Annotated in this window: 18 protein-coding genes and 1 pseudogene; 8 read left to right on the forward strand and 11 right to left on the reverse strand. The window is 30.2% G+C overall.

Annotation, left to right across the window (positions count from 1 at the left end):
• Positions 1-130 precede the first annotated feature (130 nt).
• Positions 131-2,665 (forward strand): autotransporter domain-containing protein, encoded by a 2,535-nt coding sequence (locus ACIJYA_RS01715; protein ID WP_435088757.1) that lies wholly within the window; start codon positions 131-133, stop codon positions 2,663-2,665.
• A gap of 10 nt (positions 2,666-2,675) precedes the next feature.
• Here the strand turns inward: ACIJYA_RS01715 and ACIJYA_RS01720 are convergent, their stop codons facing one another.
• The gene (locus ACIJYA_RS01720; RefSeq protein ID WP_435088758.1) at positions 2,676-3,524 is read right to left on the reverse strand and encodes a DMT family transporter; all 849 of its coding nucleotides are present in this window, start codon (positions 3,522-3,524) and stop codon (positions 2,676-2,678) included.
• Positions 3,525-3,631: 107 nt separating this feature from the next.
• Here ACIJYA_RS01720 and ACIJYA_RS01725 point away from each other — a divergent pair, with 107 nt between their 5' ends.
• A complete protein-coding gene (locus ACIJYA_RS01725; RefSeq protein ID WP_435088759.1) occupies positions 3,632-3,934 on the forward strand; it encodes a hypothetical protein in 303 nt (100 codons plus the stop codon).
• On the opposite strand, the gene ACIJYA_RS01730 is transcribed toward ACIJYA_RS01725, so the two are convergent.
• Genes ACIJYA_RS01730 through ACIJYA_RS01740 form a run of 3 tightly spaced genes read right to left on the reverse strand, consistent with a single transcriptional unit; the run spans position 3,931 to position 5,493 of the window.
• Positions 3,931-4,371, reverse strand: a complete 441-nt coding sequence (locus ACIJYA_RS01730) for a hypothetical protein (RefSeq protein WP_435088760.1) — start codon at positions 4,369-4,371, stop codon at positions 3,931-3,933. The genes ACIJYA_RS01725 and ACIJYA_RS01730 overlap by 4 nt on opposite strands.
• A 3-nt stretch (positions 4,372-4,374) precedes the next feature.
• Entirely contained in the window at positions 4,375-5,121 is a 747-nt protein-coding gene (locus tag ACIJYA_RS01735; protein ID WP_435088761.1) for an aspartate/glutamate racemase family protein, read from the reverse strand.
• Positions 5,122-5,145: 24 nt separating this feature from the next.
• Entirely contained in the window at positions 5,146-5,493 is a 348-nt protein-coding gene (locus tag ACIJYA_RS01740) for a cupin domain-containing protein (RefSeq protein WP_271515129.1), read from the reverse strand.
• Between the two features lie 42 nt (positions 5,494-5,535).
• Here ACIJYA_RS01740 and ACIJYA_RS01745 point away from each other — a divergent pair, with 42 nt between their 5' ends.
• A complete protein-coding gene (locus tag ACIJYA_RS01745; protein ID WP_435088762.1) occupies positions 5,536-6,447 on the forward strand; it encodes a hypothetical protein in 912 nt (303 codons plus the stop codon).
• Positions 6,448-6,547: 100 nt separating this feature from the next.
• Here ACIJYA_RS01745 and ACIJYA_RS01750 read toward each other — a convergent pair whose 3' ends face one another.
• The 4 genes from ACIJYA_RS01750 to purE form a co-directional block, all read right to left on the reverse strand.
• Positions 6,548-6,754: a cold-shock protein gene (locus tag ACIJYA_RS01750; protein WP_008545539.1), complete on the reverse strand. Its 207-nt coding sequence runs from the start codon at positions 6,752-6,754 to the stop codon at positions 6,548-6,550.
• A gap of 113 nt (positions 6,755-6,867) precedes the next feature.
• Positions 6,868-7,326 carry a GNAT family N-acetyltransferase gene (locus tag ACIJYA_RS01755; RefSeq protein WP_435088763.1) on the reverse strand — a complete coding sequence of 153 codons (459 nt, stop codon included), beginning with the start codon at positions 7,324-7,326 and terminating at the stop codon, positions 6,868-6,870.
• A complete protein-coding gene (locus ACIJYA_RS01760) occupies positions 7,327-8,373 on the reverse strand; it encodes a 5-(carboxyamino)imidazole ribonucleotide synthase (protein WP_435088764.1) in 1,047 nt (348 codons plus the stop codon).
• Position 8,374: 1 nt separating this feature from the next.
• Entirely contained in the window at positions 8,375-8,866 is a 492-nt protein-coding gene (purE, locus tag ACIJYA_RS01765) for a 5-(carboxyamino)imidazole ribonucleotide mutase (RefSeq protein WP_435088765.1), read from the reverse strand.
• Positions 8,867-8,959: 93 nt separating this feature from the next.
• On the opposite strand from purE, the gene ACIJYA_RS01770 reads away from it, so the two are divergent.
• From ACIJYA_RS01770 to ACIJYA_RS01785, 4 genes are read left to right on the forward strand one after another with little or no spacing between them, the layout of a single operon-like run.
• Positions 8,960-9,925 (forward strand): membrane dipeptidase, encoded by a 966-nt coding sequence (locus ACIJYA_RS01770; RefSeq protein ID WP_435088766.1) that lies wholly within the window; start codon positions 8,960-8,962, stop codon positions 9,923-9,925.
• A 2-nt stretch (positions 9,926-9,927) separates the two neighbouring features.
• Positions 9,928-11,589 carry a hypothetical protein gene (locus ACIJYA_RS01775; RefSeq protein WP_435088767.1) on the forward strand — a complete coding sequence of 554 codons (1,662 nt, stop codon included), beginning with the start codon at positions 9,928-9,930 and terminating at the stop codon, positions 11,587-11,589.
• Between the two features lie 2 nt (positions 11,590-11,591).
• Entirely contained in the window at positions 11,592-12,203 is a 612-nt protein-coding gene (locus tag ACIJYA_RS01780) for a DUF3726 domain-containing protein (RefSeq protein ID WP_435088768.1), read from the forward strand.
• A complete protein-coding gene (locus ACIJYA_RS01785; protein WP_435088769.1) occupies positions 12,196-12,363 on the forward strand; it encodes a hypothetical protein in 168 nt (55 codons plus the stop codon). Before ACIJYA_RS01780 ends, ACIJYA_RS01785 begins: the two co-directional genes overlap by 8 nt.
• On the opposite strand, the gene ACIJYA_RS01790 is transcribed toward ACIJYA_RS01785, so the two are convergent.
• The 3 genes and pseudogenes from ACIJYA_RS01790 to ACIJYA_RS01800 form a co-directional block, all read right to left on the reverse strand.
• Complete coding sequence (locus ACIJYA_RS01790; protein WP_435086650.1) at positions 12,360-12,905, reverse strand: hypothetical protein; 546 nt, start codon at positions 12,903-12,905, stop codon at positions 12,360-12,362. The two genes, ACIJYA_RS01785 and ACIJYA_RS01790, sit on opposite strands and share 4 nt — an antisense overlap.
• 153 nt (positions 12,906-13,058) lie before the next feature.
• Positions 13,059-14,418: pseudogene (locus ACIJYA_RS01795) on the reverse strand (aminomethyltransferase family protein).
• Entirely contained in the window at positions 14,411-15,139 is a 729-nt protein-coding gene (locus tag ACIJYA_RS01800) for a methylenetetrahydrofolate reductase (protein ID WP_435088770.1), read from the reverse strand. The pseudogene ACIJYA_RS01795 and the gene ACIJYA_RS01800 overlap by 8 nt, the downstream one beginning before the upstream one ends.
• A 103-nt stretch (positions 15,140-15,242) precedes the next feature.
• On the opposite strand from ACIJYA_RS01800, the gene ACIJYA_RS01805 reads away from it, so the two are divergent.
• Positions 15,243-16,436, forward strand: coding sequence for an aromatic ring-hydroxylating oxygenase subunit alpha (locus ACIJYA_RS01805; RefSeq protein ID WP_435089248.1), 1,194 nt, complete (start codon positions 15,243-15,245; stop codon positions 16,434-16,436).

Below are 16,436 nucleotides of genomic sequence, written 5' to 3' on the forward strand. Positions count from 1 at the left end.
CATAATGAGCATATTAAGCATTAAAAATTAATTATTTTTTTTATAAATTTCTAGATAAATTTTGTCACTACATGATTTTAGGTTGGTGATCTTCCTAAAGAATAAATAGGCCACAAGGAATATTTATTTAATGTATGTATTTAAATTGATATTAAATTACTATAAAACTTATATCTGTGTAAGTTTAATTTTTCTTATTACATTATTAATAATTTTTTTTCCTAAAAAAACTTATGCTGCTGATTGTGCCGATGTTAATGGCACGACTGTAACTTACACTTCAGATTGTAGACAAATAGTAGTAACGGGTGATGGTTCTAACATTACTATTGATGGTGCTACAATTAAAGGACATTCAAGTGATGATGAAAAGGGAATAATCACTACAAACGGTACTAATACTACTATTACTATTAATAGCGATGCAGGTATAGGTTACGACACTGCAGCTGGCCTTGATAGATACGGAATTAAACATGCAGCAGGCTCAGGCAGCATTACAACAATTACTAATAATGGAAGAATAGAGACTAAGCAATCCACTTCCAATGGAGCTGGTTATCCAATTTTTAATGGATCCACCATTGGAGATATAGTTAATAGTGGACAAATTTATTCAAACAGTAAAGTTGCAATTGCAAATACGAAAAATGGAACAATTAACAAAATTGAAAATACTGCTACCGGTGATATATGGTCAGTACGAAAATATACTATTCAAAATAACAATACCATTGGAACAATAACAAATGCAGGGATGATTAGATCTAGTAAAGAACAAGCAATTAGAAACGCATCAAATGATTTATCAGTGCCCACAATTACTTTAATAGAAAATAAAAGTGGCGCAACGATACAAGCTGAAAACGAAACTATTATGAATTCAGGTCGCGGTATAATTACAACAATCAAAAATGCCGGCACAATTAAGGCATGGGGAGCTGATGGAAAAGCAATTAGAAATTTTAACGCTACAATAGGTACCATAGAAAATACAGGAACTATTTCTACCACCAAAACTAGCGGTGGTAGCGGTCAGGCAATCGTTTCTTCAACTGGTGGTGTAATTAATACAATAAATAATTCTGGAACTATTTCTGCTATTGATGGTAATGGTGTAATTTACGTGAACGCAACCGGAGCTATCGGAACAATTACTAACTCAGGCAATATTACAGGAGATGACAGTGGTGCTGCAATTAAAAATGAAGGGGCAATCACCACAATAAATAACTCAGGCAATATTACAGATTCTACTAATGCAGATGGTATTAAAAATATATTAGGAGCAACTATTGGAACAATTAACAATACTGGAACGATAACAGGTGCTGATTTGGATATTAATAATGCAAATGACTCAGGTCAATCTGGAACTATTACAACATTGATTAACTCTCAAGGAGGCAATGATGCGCTGACTTATGGATATAAGCTTCCTACAAATTACAACGTAATTGTTAATAGCACTTCTGATTATGGTAAAATAGTTTTTAGCAATAAATCAGGAACGACAACTTTCGGTGTACATAGCACTTCAACACTAACTGGTTCATCAGTAAATACGACTTATAGCGACGTAATTAGCGGCTTAACAGAAAGTGATTTAGTATCATGCACTAGTGATACAGACTGCATAACTGGTGATCAATTTGAAGGAACAAATAAATATTATTGGAAATTAGATGATACTAATAATGATGATGATTGGGATTTAATTATTACTGCTATAGAAAGTTCAGTTCCACCAGCTTCTAAGTTGCCTAAAACACCTACTCTTGAGACTATGAATAGTCTTAAATCAGTAACAGATGCAAACTTTGCTCATATGAATACTTATGATTGTGATTTTTTTGGCAATAATAATGATACATGTCTGTCATTAGGAGGCAGACGTTCTAAAGTTACAAATCCAAGTTCAACAACAGATGGATTAGTACTAGTAGGTGGAAAGAGATTTTCTGATCAACTGAGGATAGGAGGTTTTTATCACACCAATACTAAACACGACACATCAAAAAATTTAAAACTTAAGGATAATACTCCACTTCTTGGAAGTTTAATTGTTTGGAATCAAAAAAACTCTGGCTTAGGATTTCAAGTAAAATACGCAAACGCTTATCAAGAAAAAGATGCTACAATCACACGTGAAGCAGGAGAAAATTCAGAAGAAGGAACAGGAAAAACACTAACAAAAGCAATTAGTAATACAATTGAAACACGTTATGTAATTTCAAAAAAAAATAAAATTAATTATACTCCCTATTTTGCATCAAGATACGCAGTCAAAACACAAGATAGTTATACAGAAGTAGGACCTGTTAGCCCACTTACTTATAATAAAATTAATGATAAAGCGCTTACCGTTTTATTAGGTACAAGAATTGATGCAAATTTCACACCAGCACTTAACCTTCATGCTACTTTAGGAATAGAACATGATGTTTATCATACAATTTCTAAGTTAGCACCCACGGGTATGTCAGGTCTTCCAACAGTAAATCTTGATGCAAACTTAAAAAAAACTCGTCCAGTAGTTTCCCTAGGTTTTGATTATGATTTATCTTCAAATAATAGATTTTCTTCTATTATTCAGTATCAAGAATTAGCTTATGAAAATATGACACAAACAAATTTATATATTTACTATTCAAAAGCATTCTAACTAAATATCTTTAATCTCGTGTTGCAATATAAACACCAATGGTGGTTATTAAAAAACCTAAAAGATCTAAATTAGTTAAACTTTCATTTAAAAACAACCAAGCCATGAGAGCGGATGTTGCTGGTATTAAAAAAAATATAGAAACAGTTTTACTTGCTGAGTTATTTTTAATTAAGTACATCAATATTGTAAAAGCACCAAATGACACTAAAAATATCTGGTGACTCATAGCAATTAAAAATGTTTGTGAAAAATCAATATATGGCTTTGCAAAAAATATTATAACTAATAGATGAAAAGTAAAACCACCTATAGCTTGATACATGTTACTTACTGATAGAGGTAAATTATTACTAAGTTTCTTTTGCCAAATAGTCGAAGATGTTATTGCAATTAAAGCTATTATGGTTGCAACCAAACCAGCTATTGGAATTTCTGAACCAATATCTAAACCTAAAACTAAGGTTGCGCCAACAAACCCAAGCAAAACTCCAATCCATCGTTTAATTGACACTTTTTCATTTAAAATTGGCCCACTTAGAGCATTTGTTAAAATTGGTTGAAGAGTAACTATTAAAGCAGCGATTCCTGTAGGCATTCCTTTTGAAATTGAATAAAAAACCCCACCTAAATAAAATCCATGAAAAAGAACACCACTAAAAAAAGACTCAATAAAGTTTTTTTTATTTATTAAAATTTTTTGTTTTGAATAGATAGAAAATAAAAAAAAACCAATAGCAACAATTGAAAATCTAAACGTAAGTGCTGAAAATGGATCACTGTTATCTATTATTGGTTTTGTAGTAATGAAGGCTGATGACCACAATAAAATAAAAATAAACGGAAAAACTTTGACCATTTTTGTTTTATAGATGAATATTATTCTTATTCTCTTAAATTATACTCAAATTGAACTTATTCTATCTTGAGTTGAATCTTAAATTATGTATCACTTCAATATATCTTATGAAATTTTCAAAAATATCAATAATACTTGTAACTCTTATCGTCTTAAGCGGATGCGTTCAATCTACAGCATTGCTTGGTCCCGGAATTACAGTAGTAACATCAGGTAACATCTTGCAAGCTGGATTTCAATATGGAGCCAATACAGCAATTAAAAAAGAGACTGGCAAAGATCCATTTAATCACATGTTAGATGCAGTTGATAACATTGAAAATGATAGTGAAAAAAAAAAATCTCTTAAAGATTTAAAAGAATGGGCAGAAAATAAAGCTTTGTTAGTCAGAAAAAAATTAACAAACTAGTCTAATATATTTAAAAGAATTAATTCTTTTTGTTTTGTTTCTTTGCACCACATTTCATAACTTTCACAAACTCTCCACAAATGATCAAAAGCTCTTTGAGATATTTCTAAGGGAAAGTGACTTTTTGTATAATAAAGTTTTGGAATTTTCATCAAAAACTTAACCATCGAGTCTTTCTGAATCTCTAAAAGTCTCATTGTCTCTTCGTTAATTTTTTTACCAGTCTGTTTGTCTATAAAATCATTTTTTTTTAATTCTAAAAACCATTGATTATGAAATTCTCCAGAACTTATTAAATCATAATCTTTTGTTGTCATAAAAACTTCAAATGCTTGAATGTTAGTCATTTCAGAGTTTTTTTTTTTAATATTTACTACTTTAGAGTAAATTAGTTCTGCAACTCTTAGAACGTAAGGCTTGTCGTTATCAATTGGCATGAATTAACTTTTGTGTTTAGCCATTGCAGAAGTTGCAAGTATTAAATTAGGGTCTAAAAAAATTTTAGATGATTTTACATTACTGAATGATTTAAAAGCAAAAATTGCTATTGGAAGCTCTGTGCAGCCTAATATTATTTTTTTACATTTCATTTTGATTAATTCATTAATTGCAGGTTTTATTGCTTTTGCAGCAGCTTTGACGTCACCCATTTTCACAAATTTTATGGCTTTATTTACAGATTTTTTTTGAAGATTTTGAGAGGGTTGTATTAAATTATAATCTTTATTAAAAATTTTATTATATACACCAGTTTTTAGTGTTCCTTCAGTAGCTAATAAGCCAACTTTTGAATTTTTCTTACAATTTTTTTTTGTAAATTTAAAAACTTCTTTTGGCATATTTATAATTGGAATGTTAATTTTTTTTTGCAAATCATCAAACCAATAATGAGCTGTGTTGCATGGAATAACAATAAATTTACATTTATTTTTTTCAAGTAATTTACATCCATGGAGTAAACTTTTTAAAACATTGTTATATTTCTTTTTACTAGCATTATTTGAGGATTTATTTGATAAATTTCCAGTTTGTACCCCAATAGACTCTGGTCTACCAGGTATGTTTGATTTGTTATAAAGAATGAATAAGGGGTACTCTTGATCAATTTTTCCTCGATTTAAAATCGCAAGTTTATTACAAAAGTCCAAACCTGCTTGCGTTCCCATTCCACCTAAGATACCGATCATAATATATTTTTGAAATTAATTTAATTAGATTGCTTTATTAATTCCTCTCATAAAAACTAGAACCAAGCAACCATTTATTGTGTGTGATGAGTGTTTTGAACCTGGCTTAAAAGATATAAAGTCACCTTTTTTAAAAATCTTACCATCAGGATCGGTTAATTCTCCATCTAACATTAAAAATTCTTCAAACCCAGTGTGCTCATGAGGTAAACTTTTTGAACCTGGCTCCATCTTAAGAACATATGTACCCTGACCACCATTTTCTCTATTATAGCTAATTTTATGCCAACTCATACCAGGCACAACAACACCGTAATTATCAAAAGGCTCAAATTTAAGATTATTAAAGTCTATTATTTGTCTTTTTTCCATAATTTATTGTAATAACAATATAACAATATTTGCAATCTCTTTATGATAAATTTAAGGCATATAAAATTTTTAGTAATAATTATCTTTAGTTTACTGTTATCCAGTCAATCATTTGCAGATAAAAAATTTGAAAAGGATTTAAAAAAAATTTCAAAAGATAATGGATTTATTGATAATTTTGGAAATATTTATTCAGATGATAAAATTACGGATAAATCAAAAACTATTTTAATTATCTATACTCATGGTGGAATGGGTGATCAAACTTTAGATAAATGCTTAAAAAAATGGAATTTGGTAGCGCCTGTAATTAGAAACTTACATGATAAAAGAATAAAAAATTATCAAATTAAAATTTACCGCCTTTGTACTGGAGTAAGAGGATGGTCTAAAGCTGAACAAGATAAAATGTGGAAATCAACTTCTAAAAAGAGGCTTACATTAAAGAATAGTGAAGGAGAACTTTTATTCCATAAAGTTAAAGATTTTCTTAGAATAAAAATTATAAAAGCAAAAATTGATCAATTTAAATCAGATGGATTTGAAAATATAGTTTTAGCTGGACATTCGATGGGAGGGTGGGCATCACTTAAATTTAAAACAATCCATCCTAATTTAATAGAGGGTTCAATTGGTCTTCACCCTGGATCTGGAGGAACAAAAAAAAACAGAAAGGATTGGCCTTGGTGGGAAGAAGTTAGAAATTATGGTTTTGGAAATTTATCAAATTTAAATGCATTGATAGTTACTCATGATAAAGATAATTTTAATAGTCCCGACGATTATTCTATGTTTAAAAATCTTACTGAAGTTAAATTTGTTAATATAACATCTTCAGAATGCAAAAAGAAAGCAACTCTTGGCGGTTATCACGGATTAGCATTAACAAAATGTTTTGCTAATGAAGATCCCAGAAGTAAAGAAATTGCTAAATACTTAGAGGAAATTTTTTAAGTGTGAATATTTTTTGACTAATTGGTATTGGCTGAAATATTTAGCTAAATAATTAAAAAATTAATTTAATTAAAAAATCTCAGCCAATAGGAAGTGTGAATTATGCAGTTTTTAAGTTAACTGCTGAAGGACCTTTAGGACCATCTTCAACATCGAAAGTCAAAGCTTGACCCTCATCTAAACCGTTCATACCAGCATCTCTTACTGCTGAAACGTGTACAAACACATCTTTTTCTTTGTCTTCTCTTTCAATAAAACCAAAACCTTTAGTTGGATTGAACCATTTTACTTTTCCTTGTAGACTCATATTTATCTTCTTACTTTTCGTTGTATTAATTTATTACTTATAATTAAGTAATTCTGGCTTTGTTTAGATTAATTAGGGTTTTGTCAACAAAATTGATTAAATTTTGATTTTTTTTATAAGGTCTTAGTCAGATAAACAGAGTTTACATCCTCTTTATAATGAGCAAATGGGTCACATATTTCAAAACCACATTGTTTAAATAATCTTCTAGCAGGCTTGAAGAAATCACCAGCACCAGTTTCTATACTTAACTTTTTAATATCTAGCCTTTTAGCTTCATTAATTAAATGATTAATTACGTTAATACCATTTCCCATTCTTCTAAAATTATCATGAATTCTAATTGATTTGAATTCTCCATGCTCTTTATCCAAAAACTTTAAAGCACCACAGCCCATCAACATATCTTCTTGCCATAAACTCCAAAATTTTATTGATGAAACTTTTAATCCAGGAATATCTAAAACGTGAGCACTCCCTTCGGGTGAGGCTGCTCTTAATTCAATAAAATGCCTTGTAAGCAGCTCATGTACCTTAGGATCATCAAAATTACCTTCTATTGATTTTAACATTTATACCAAAGTTGTTAGGTGACCCATTTTTCTTTTTTCTTTAATCACCTTTTTAAGATAATCAAAAAAGAACTCATTTTCTTTAAATTTAGATAATTTTCTATATTCAGATATTTGATCTCCAATTAAATTAACCATTGTTGCATTAGATAATTTTTTTAACGGTAGTTGTTCTAAACCACATACTGCTCTAATATGGTTTTCAAATTGACTTACGTTATATGCGTTAATTGTGAGATGGCCAGAATTGTGAACTCTTGGAGCAATTTCATTAACATATAAATTGTCATTTCTATCAATAAAAAATTCTACACATAATGTTCCGACATATTTTAGTTCTTCAGCTATAGACATTGCCCAATCTTTAGATTGATTATAAATTTTTTCATCAATATCTGCAGGAATTTTTGAAAATTTTAATATTTGATCTTCATGCTTGTTTTCTATTGGTTCATAAATTTCATATTTTTGGATATCAAATCTAGTAATAATAATTGAAATCTCTTTTTTTAATTTAACTAACTTCTCTAAAATATAACCTTTTGAAAAATCAATGTTTAGTGAATTAAATTCTTCAATTGAATTAACAGGATATTGTCCTTTTCCATCATATCCAAGAGTAGTTGTTTTTAAAATACCTGGCAAAAGATCTTCAAGAGCTTCAATTTCAGACTCGTTTTCAACAGATGCATATCTTGTTGTTCTGATATTTAAATTATTTACAAAATCTTTTTCTGCCAATCTATGCTGAATAAGTCTGTTTACAGATGGTTTCGGTAAAACAGGTTTCAATTTATTTATTTCACTTAATGTTTCAAAAGGAATATTTTCAAATTCATAAGTGACATAATTAACTAAATTTACAAATTCAATAATCTTTTCCTTATCGTTATAGGTACCTGAAATAAATTTATTACAAAAATTTTGTGCAGGTGCGTCAGGATCATCACAATAAATAACAGTTTTGATATTTAATTTTTTTGCTGATATCGCAAGCATACTACCAAGTTGGCCACCACCAATAATACCAAGTGTTATTTCTGACATCTTACTTAGGTTTTTTTTTAATAGATTTTGTTTGTGATAATCTCAAATTATTTAAATGTTTTTTTATAGTTGGATTATTATTTGCAATAATAGAAGCAGCTAATAAACCAGCATTTATTGCTCCATCTTCACCTATAGCTAGTGTACCAACAGGTATACCTTTTGGCATTTGTGCAATTGATAGCAAGCTGTCTAATCCTTTAAGTTTTTTACTCTCTATTGGAACGCCTAAAACCGGCAAAGGAGTTAACGCAGCAATCATACCTGGTAAATGAGCAGATCCACCCGCCCCAGCAATAATAACACCAATATTATTTTTCTCAGCAGCAGAAGCGTATTCATACATTCTTTTAGGAGTTCTATGGGCTGATATAATTTTTGTTTCAAAAGAAACTCCAATTTTTTTTAGAGTTTTTTCAGCAAGTCGCATGGTTTTATAGTCAGATTGACTACCCATTATTATTGAAACTTTTAAAGGTTTATTTTTTTTCATGAAGAATACTAAAAGTCTTATTTCAAAATTAGCTTAAAATTTCAATAAAATTAATAGTATTTAAAAACCATTTTGATTAAAGTTACTCATAATATGAATTTTAAAATTGATAATCTACAATACTGTAATTGGTCTAGAAAAATTTTTGAATATAATAGATCTGCGGGACTAGACGCGGTCCACGTAACAATTGTTTATCACGAAGATTATCATGAACTTTTAGAAGAAATTAAGAAATGGGAAATACTTTTTTCAGAAAACTCTGACTTAATATTTCTTGGAAGAGACTATAAAGATATTGAAAAAGCAAATTCTGAAAAAAAAACAGCAATTTTTTTTGGTTTTCAAAATTGTTCCCCAATTGAAGATGATATTAGTTTAGTAGAAAAGGTTCATAATTTAGGATGTAGATTTATGCAACTCACCTATAATAACCAATCATTACTAGCAACTGGTTGCTATGAAAAAATAGATAGTGGAGTTACAAACTTTGGTCGTGAAGCAATAAAAGAAATGAATAGAGTAGGTATAGTGGTTGACATGTCTCATTCAGCAGAAAAGAGTACATTTGATGCAATTGAATTAAGTGAAAAACCAATAGCAATAACTCATGCAAACCCAACATTTTGGCATGCCGCAAAAAGAAATAAATCTAATGATCTTTTAAAAACGCTAAGCGAAAGTGGTGGCATGTTAGGGCTATCTTTGTACCCACATCATTTAAAAGATAACACAAATTGTACAATTGAAAGTTTTTGTGAAATGGTTGCCAGAACAGCTGAAATTATGGAGTTAAAAAATATAGGTATTGGTTCTGATCTCTGCTTAGATCAACCAGACAGTATTGTTGAATGGATGAGAAATGGCACTTGGTCTAAAAGTAAAAATTATGGAGAAGGTTCTAAAAATAAACCTGGCTTTCCTAAACAACCCGAATGGTTTGAGGATGCTAGAGGATTTAAAAATATTGAAAATGGCCTCAAAAAGATAGGATTTTCAGATAGTGAGACATATGGAATACTAGGAAACAACTGGTATAATTTTTATAAATCAATTTAATTATGAAAATTGAGTTAAGAGACCCAAATACAATTATGAAATTATCAAGATTAGGATCATTTCATCAGTCAAAATTATCATTTTTGAGAAGTTTTTTAAGTGAGTTTAAAGATTGGGATTACAATAGGGATATTTTTAACTTAGACCAAAAAGGTTATGGAGAAGCAGTTTATTCATTTAAAAAAAAAGATAGAGTTTATTCTTTAGTATGTTTTGCAAATCCAATTAAAGATGAGGAAAGATCTGATAGGGTTATAGCCACTAAATGGGACGCAGCATTTACATTACATGATGGTATTCCAAGCTCTGATGATATTAAAAGATTAAAAGACGAAGTTCCCAAACAGGAAGTAGGGAGACTTACGTTTAAAGAGTTAACTCTTTCAAGAGCCAACAAATCAGTAAGAGTTTTTAACCATGTTGTAGAAAGTCTAAGTGAGGGCAAACAACCTGATGTAAACTTATTATCTAAAGTTGGTTATTTGTATAGAACCACAGCAGTTTATGGATCTGGTAAATTTGGACTTGCTGATAGATTTAGAATTAAAAATAGAGAGGAAATTAATGGTCCTTTCAGATTAGAGATGATGTTAGTTTACCTTGTAAGACAATTTACTTTTGATCAAGTAAATCATGTTGCGCATTGCAAAAACCCAAAAAAAGCAGTGAAATTAGATAAGAAAATTTGTAAAAATTTAGGTATTGGCAACTCAACAGGCCTTGGCATGGCTCCTTTTATAGTCAATCATCCAACATTGTTAAATAATTGGATCCTTAGCAGAGAAATGGCATTAAAAGAAATTAGAGAAATAAAAATTGTTGAAAATGAGGATAGTGAACTTTTTATAGATTGTGTGAAAAAATCTATAAAAAATATTACTAGCTGGAATACAGATAGTGAATATCAACAAAAAAAAATTAGCTTACTCCTTAAGAATGTTGAAAAATTTATAAATTACATTGAAAATAATTTTGATTTTAAAACTGAATATCCATTTAATGAAATATATTTGTGGTTAGAGCAAAACACTTGTGAAGAATGTATAGAATATATCGTTTCTATAATGATGGAACCCTATAACAATATTACAAACCCTTTAGTTAGCAATATGAGCTCTGATGAAGATAAGTATTTTAACATTCCAACTAATCGAACAGTGCAAGAATTAAGAGACATTATTGAAATTAAATATCCAAATATTTTAGATATTAATTTTGATCAAAAAGAAAATCATCAAAATTTCTGGTTTATTTCTAAAAATAAAGAAGAACCTAGATTAGCGGATAGATTTGAAGAACATGGATCTGAGCTTGAGCAGCCACTTGCTGTTGCAAGAGACATAAAAAAACTTTATGAAAAATTATTGTCTGAAAAAAATAATTCATCTATTGCTGAATTTTTATCCTTAAACTCAGAATTAAGACACGTTGTTAGAAGAGCTTTTATAATAGAAAAATTTCCATATTCAGAAATTCAAGATAATACAATTGGTAAAAATATTGTCCCTATTGATATGTTGAGGCTTAAATTGTCTTTTTTTGGTGCATTAAAGTTTGATCCAAGATCAGATAAATGGTTAAGAATTTGCATGTTCCAAGGTGCACCATTGCCAGATGAATTAAAAAACTACGATGAGCAATGGGTATATAAAACTAATAATTAATTATGAGATCTTTAAGTGAAATTGAAACCACAACCAAAAGAGCAAGTAGAGCAGTTGGTTTCTCGTGGGGAAATTCTGAAGAAGTAGGAAAATCTATACGATTATTAGAGATGTTTGGATTGCAAGGAATTAAAAATTTAAATTATTATTATAAAGAGAAAGATACAAAAAATTTTGAAGAATTAAATTTAATTAGCGAAAAAAACGAACCTACTTCAGAAGCTTTCTGCCCAATTATACTTGGAATTAGTTTTTTGGATCAAATTAAATTGATAGAAAATTTTGAGACAATTAAATTTAAGAAAATTGCACATCCAATTATATTTTTATCATTTTTAAGTAGAGCATCAGAAATAAGTGGAAAAAAAATATATATTAAATTTGATCAAAATGAAATTTTGATGAATTTAAATGTAAATATTTCTTCAAATATTTTTAATAAAGAATTTCCTAAATTTGCAAATGAAATTGAGATCAAATTTATTAATAACCAAGATAATTTCACAGATTCAGAGTGGAATAGCTTGTATAAATTAGCTGAAAATACTTTTGTTGAAGAAAGTGATAGTTTAAAACAAGGTGCCGCTGGGGCAGGACTTACAGATAATGACTGATAAATCAGAGCAAAAATATAATGAAGAAATTGCTAAAGAATTAAACAATATTTGTGAAGAATGTAAGAAAGAAGATGAAAGTGTTTCTCAAAATTTAATTTTGACTAGTTATAAACTGTGCTCATCATGTAGAGTTTCTAAAACTATTTTTCCAATTTAGCTGATCTGATTTACGGGCAGCATATTCATTCTACTCATTACAAAAGAAATAGATAAGAATGCTATTATCAAAAAAGATAAAAATACTATTCCAAAAGATTTTATATTAGATTTCAATCCTAATATTTGTTTGGTAGAGATGATTAATCCTGCAAAAATCCAAAATTGTGTAAGAAAAATGATTGGTATCATCATATTTGGAGTTACTGCAAAAAATCTAAGTAAACCAGGTGCATGAGCAAATCCAACTGCAGTTAAAACTTTTTTAAAAGGAACTTTTGTTTTTTTGTCTGGAAAAAGTTTAACACCAATTACATAAATAAAAATTGCCCAAACTAACCAAGTTATAATTGATGTAAGTCCTGACATAGCAACTGCAGTTTTAATGACTGTGTTTGCGGCTACAGCACCAGCAATTCCGTCTAAGATCATTATAAGTCCAGCAAAATAAACTGAAGCTTCTCCAAAGTTTTTATTATCTGTATAAAGAGACTTATCTAATTTAATTGATTTAAAAACTATATTTAAAAATTCACCAAACATTAATCTTTATTCTTTTTATTCTTTTGAGCTTTATATGAAACTATTAGTGGGAATATTATTAAAGCAATCGCAATGATAATGCAAATTACGATTAAAAAACTTTTAGTCATTGAGAAAATGGGGAAGCTTTATTAAAGCTTCCCCAAAATAGATTTAGCCTTTTACAACTTCTCTTGTATTTGCGTTGAAAGACTCTTTAAATGGAATATCCACTACTACTGCATCAACAGGTGTTCCTGGTGTGTCAGAGTATTTTTCAGGTAGATGAACTTTAAATTTAGTTCCAACGGTACCTTTTGGAAAGCCATTAGAGTTTAATGTTCCATCAAATGGCACATATCCCATAGCAATGTTTTGTTTTTTCTCTGGGTGATACCAAGGAGATGTGATAAATCCAACTGGATCTCCACCATTCTCAGGTGACACTAGCCAAAAATCAGGAGCGTACTCTTCAATTGGTTTTCCACCTAATTCAAGTCCAACTAATTGAAGCTTGTAAGGTTTTTTACCATCTTTAAGTTCTGCGCCCATCTTTTCTAAAGCAGCTTTACCAACATAATCACCTTTTTTGTTCCATTCACCTTTTCCAGATAATGAAACTTGGTAACCTAGGTTACACTGAAACGGATTGTGTTGAGCGTCCATATCTTGACCCCATGAAAGAATCCCTGCTTGAATTCTTCTATGGTGAGCAGGAGCAATAACCATTAGGCTATGTTTTTTACCTGCATCAAGAACAGCATTCCACATATCCTCAGCATATAAAGTAGAGTCTCTTAAGTATATTTCATACCCAGCTTCTCCAGAGAAACCAGATTGAGAAATGACACAACTTCTTCCACCCACTTTAACTTCTGCCAAACCGTAGAAAGGCATATTGTCGAAATCAACTTGATCCCCACAAAGGTCTTTCATTAAAGCTTTTGATTTTGGTCCTTGTATTTGTACTGGACTGACATCAATCTCTTCAATCGTACAATCAAATCTTCCATCAGCATTTACCCCTTGAAGGTACATACCAATATCAGAGTTCTGATAAAGAGAACCAAAATTCATCCTCAGAAATTCTAAGAAGAATTGGATCATTTAAAACTCCACCATATGCATTACACAAGATTACATATCTTGCTCTCATAGGAGAAATTTTTGTTGCATCTCTAGTTATTACATAGTCAGTAAATTTTTCTGCATCCGGACCCTTAACTCTGATTTGTCTTTCAACAGCAACGTTCCACATAGTAACGTGATTTACAATTGCATCATACTCAACCATTGCTCCACCATCTTCTGGTTTTACATATCCTCTTGGGTGATAAATACGATTGTAAACTGTTGCTCTCCAGCAACCTGCCTGCATTGATAAATGCCAATAAGGTGATTTTCTTACTCTTGTTGAGATAAGCATTTCAACTTTAGTTGGCCCACTTTGTCTTAAATTGTATGGTACTGCACGATCTGATTGATCAACTGTAGTAGCATGTTTTAACTTAGTATAGTCAAACTCATTAGACATAACTATTCTCCTTCAACCACTTGTTTGTTTCCTTCAAGCCGCCGAATGTATAAATGTGGAAGTTATCAGTATGTGATTTAACTTTCCCAATTAAATCATTAGGGTCTTTAGGTTTCAATAAATCTAACGCCTTAGTAAAATTAGACTTAAGAAAGTTAATGGAATTTTTCGCCCCGACAATATTAGCAAATTTTATTAAGCTAGATATTTTCATCGGCCCAGTAATTCCAACATGCACTGGTACGCTTTGTTTAGAAATGAAATCAACAATAGGTTGACTATCTAATAACCATTGGGTTACTATGTAATCAGCATAAGGCTTCTTATCCATCATTGCTTTTTCTAAATTTTGTTCTGGTATATCTGGACTTCCTTCAGGATGACCTGCGATACCAATTTTAATTCCTTCAAAAAAACCTGTTTCTAAAATTTGATATGAGCTATCAAACTTTCCAATTGGCTCTCTACTTCCTCCAATTACTAGAGCTTGCTTAACTCCTTGATCTTTACATCTTGAAACATAATCTTTTAATTCATCTTCATTGTTTATTGATCTAGCTGGAAAGTGTGGAACTGGATTAAAACCTTTTTTTACAAGGTCTCCCGATTTATTGGCAGTTTCTTTATAATCACCACCTGGTAACATTGTAACATAAACATCCTTCACAGGAGGTAAAGTTTCTAGGTCAGTGTGTGGACCAATTTCCAATGAAAAATTCATTTTTTCCCGATCATTATCTTATTTGAAAAAGCTGTCAAAGAAATTCAACATGTTCCAAAATGGAAATTTGTTGCCAAAAATTATGGCCATGGTAATTTTTTTTATGGGCCAAAATCTTAAAAATAATTCTCTCTCAAAAATCTTGGATATTAAGAAATTGATGAATGTGGACAAATCTATTGAGACTGCAAATGGGCTTCCAAACGAATGCTACACCAATGAGCAATATTTAGAATATGAAAGGGGTAAGATTTTTTGTGATAAATGGACAGTAATTGGAGTGGGTAGCTCAATACCTAATGCTGGAGATGCCGAACCATACAATCTACTCGGGATTCCTTTGATGATAGTCAGAGACAGAGATCTTAATATTAGAGTATTCCACAATGTCTGCAGCCATAGAGGTTTCAAGCTTATAGACAGGCCATGCACTTTAAAGAATGTAATTAGATGCCCTTATCATTCCTGGTCATATGACTTTACTGGAAACCTGGTGGCTACCCCTCATATAGGAGGTTTAAATATTCATAATTCAGATCAATTTAAAAAGAATCAGAGCAATCTAAAAGAAGTTAGATCTAAAATATGGATGGATATTATTTTTGTTAATATTAATTCAAATGAAATTGAATTTGAAGAATATATCAATCCACTTGAACAAAGATGGTCTAAATTCATCAATCATGAAGATCAAAAATTATTAGTTCATTCTAAAGACCATGGTTCATTTGATTTAGAAGTTAAATGTAATTGGAAGTTTGCAATTGAGAATTATTGTGAAAGTTATCATTTACCAACTATTCACCCAGAACTAAACAAAGTATCAAATATTAATGATCATTATCACATTCAAGGGTTACCAAATCGATTTGCGGGACAAGGAAGTGAGAAATATGAACAACCAGTTAAAGGAAATAACAAATTTGATACATTTAAAAACTGGGAAAAAAAATCACTTAAAAATTCTGAATATATTGCACTTTTTCCAAATGTAATGATTGGATTGCACTTAGATCATTTTTATGTATTTTGGTTGGAACCACTTGCAACAAATAAAACTAAAGAACATATGCAAATGTATTATGTTGGTGATAAAAGTGCCAATGGACAAGAGCTTAAAGAATTAAGAAAAGAAAATGCAAGATTTTGGAAGGATGTTATGTTGGAAGATATAAGTGCAATCGAAGGAATGCAGGAAGGAAGAGGTTCACCAGTTTATAACGGGGGAAACTTTTCACCAGTTATGGATCAACCAACTCATCAATTTCATAAATGGGTAGCAAATAGTTTATTATAA

This window comes from Candidatus Pelagibacter bacterium nBUS_29, assembly GCF_051200905.1.
Classification (GTDB): Bacteria; Pseudomonadota; Alphaproteobacteria; order Pelagibacterales; family Pelagibacteraceae; genus Pelagibacter.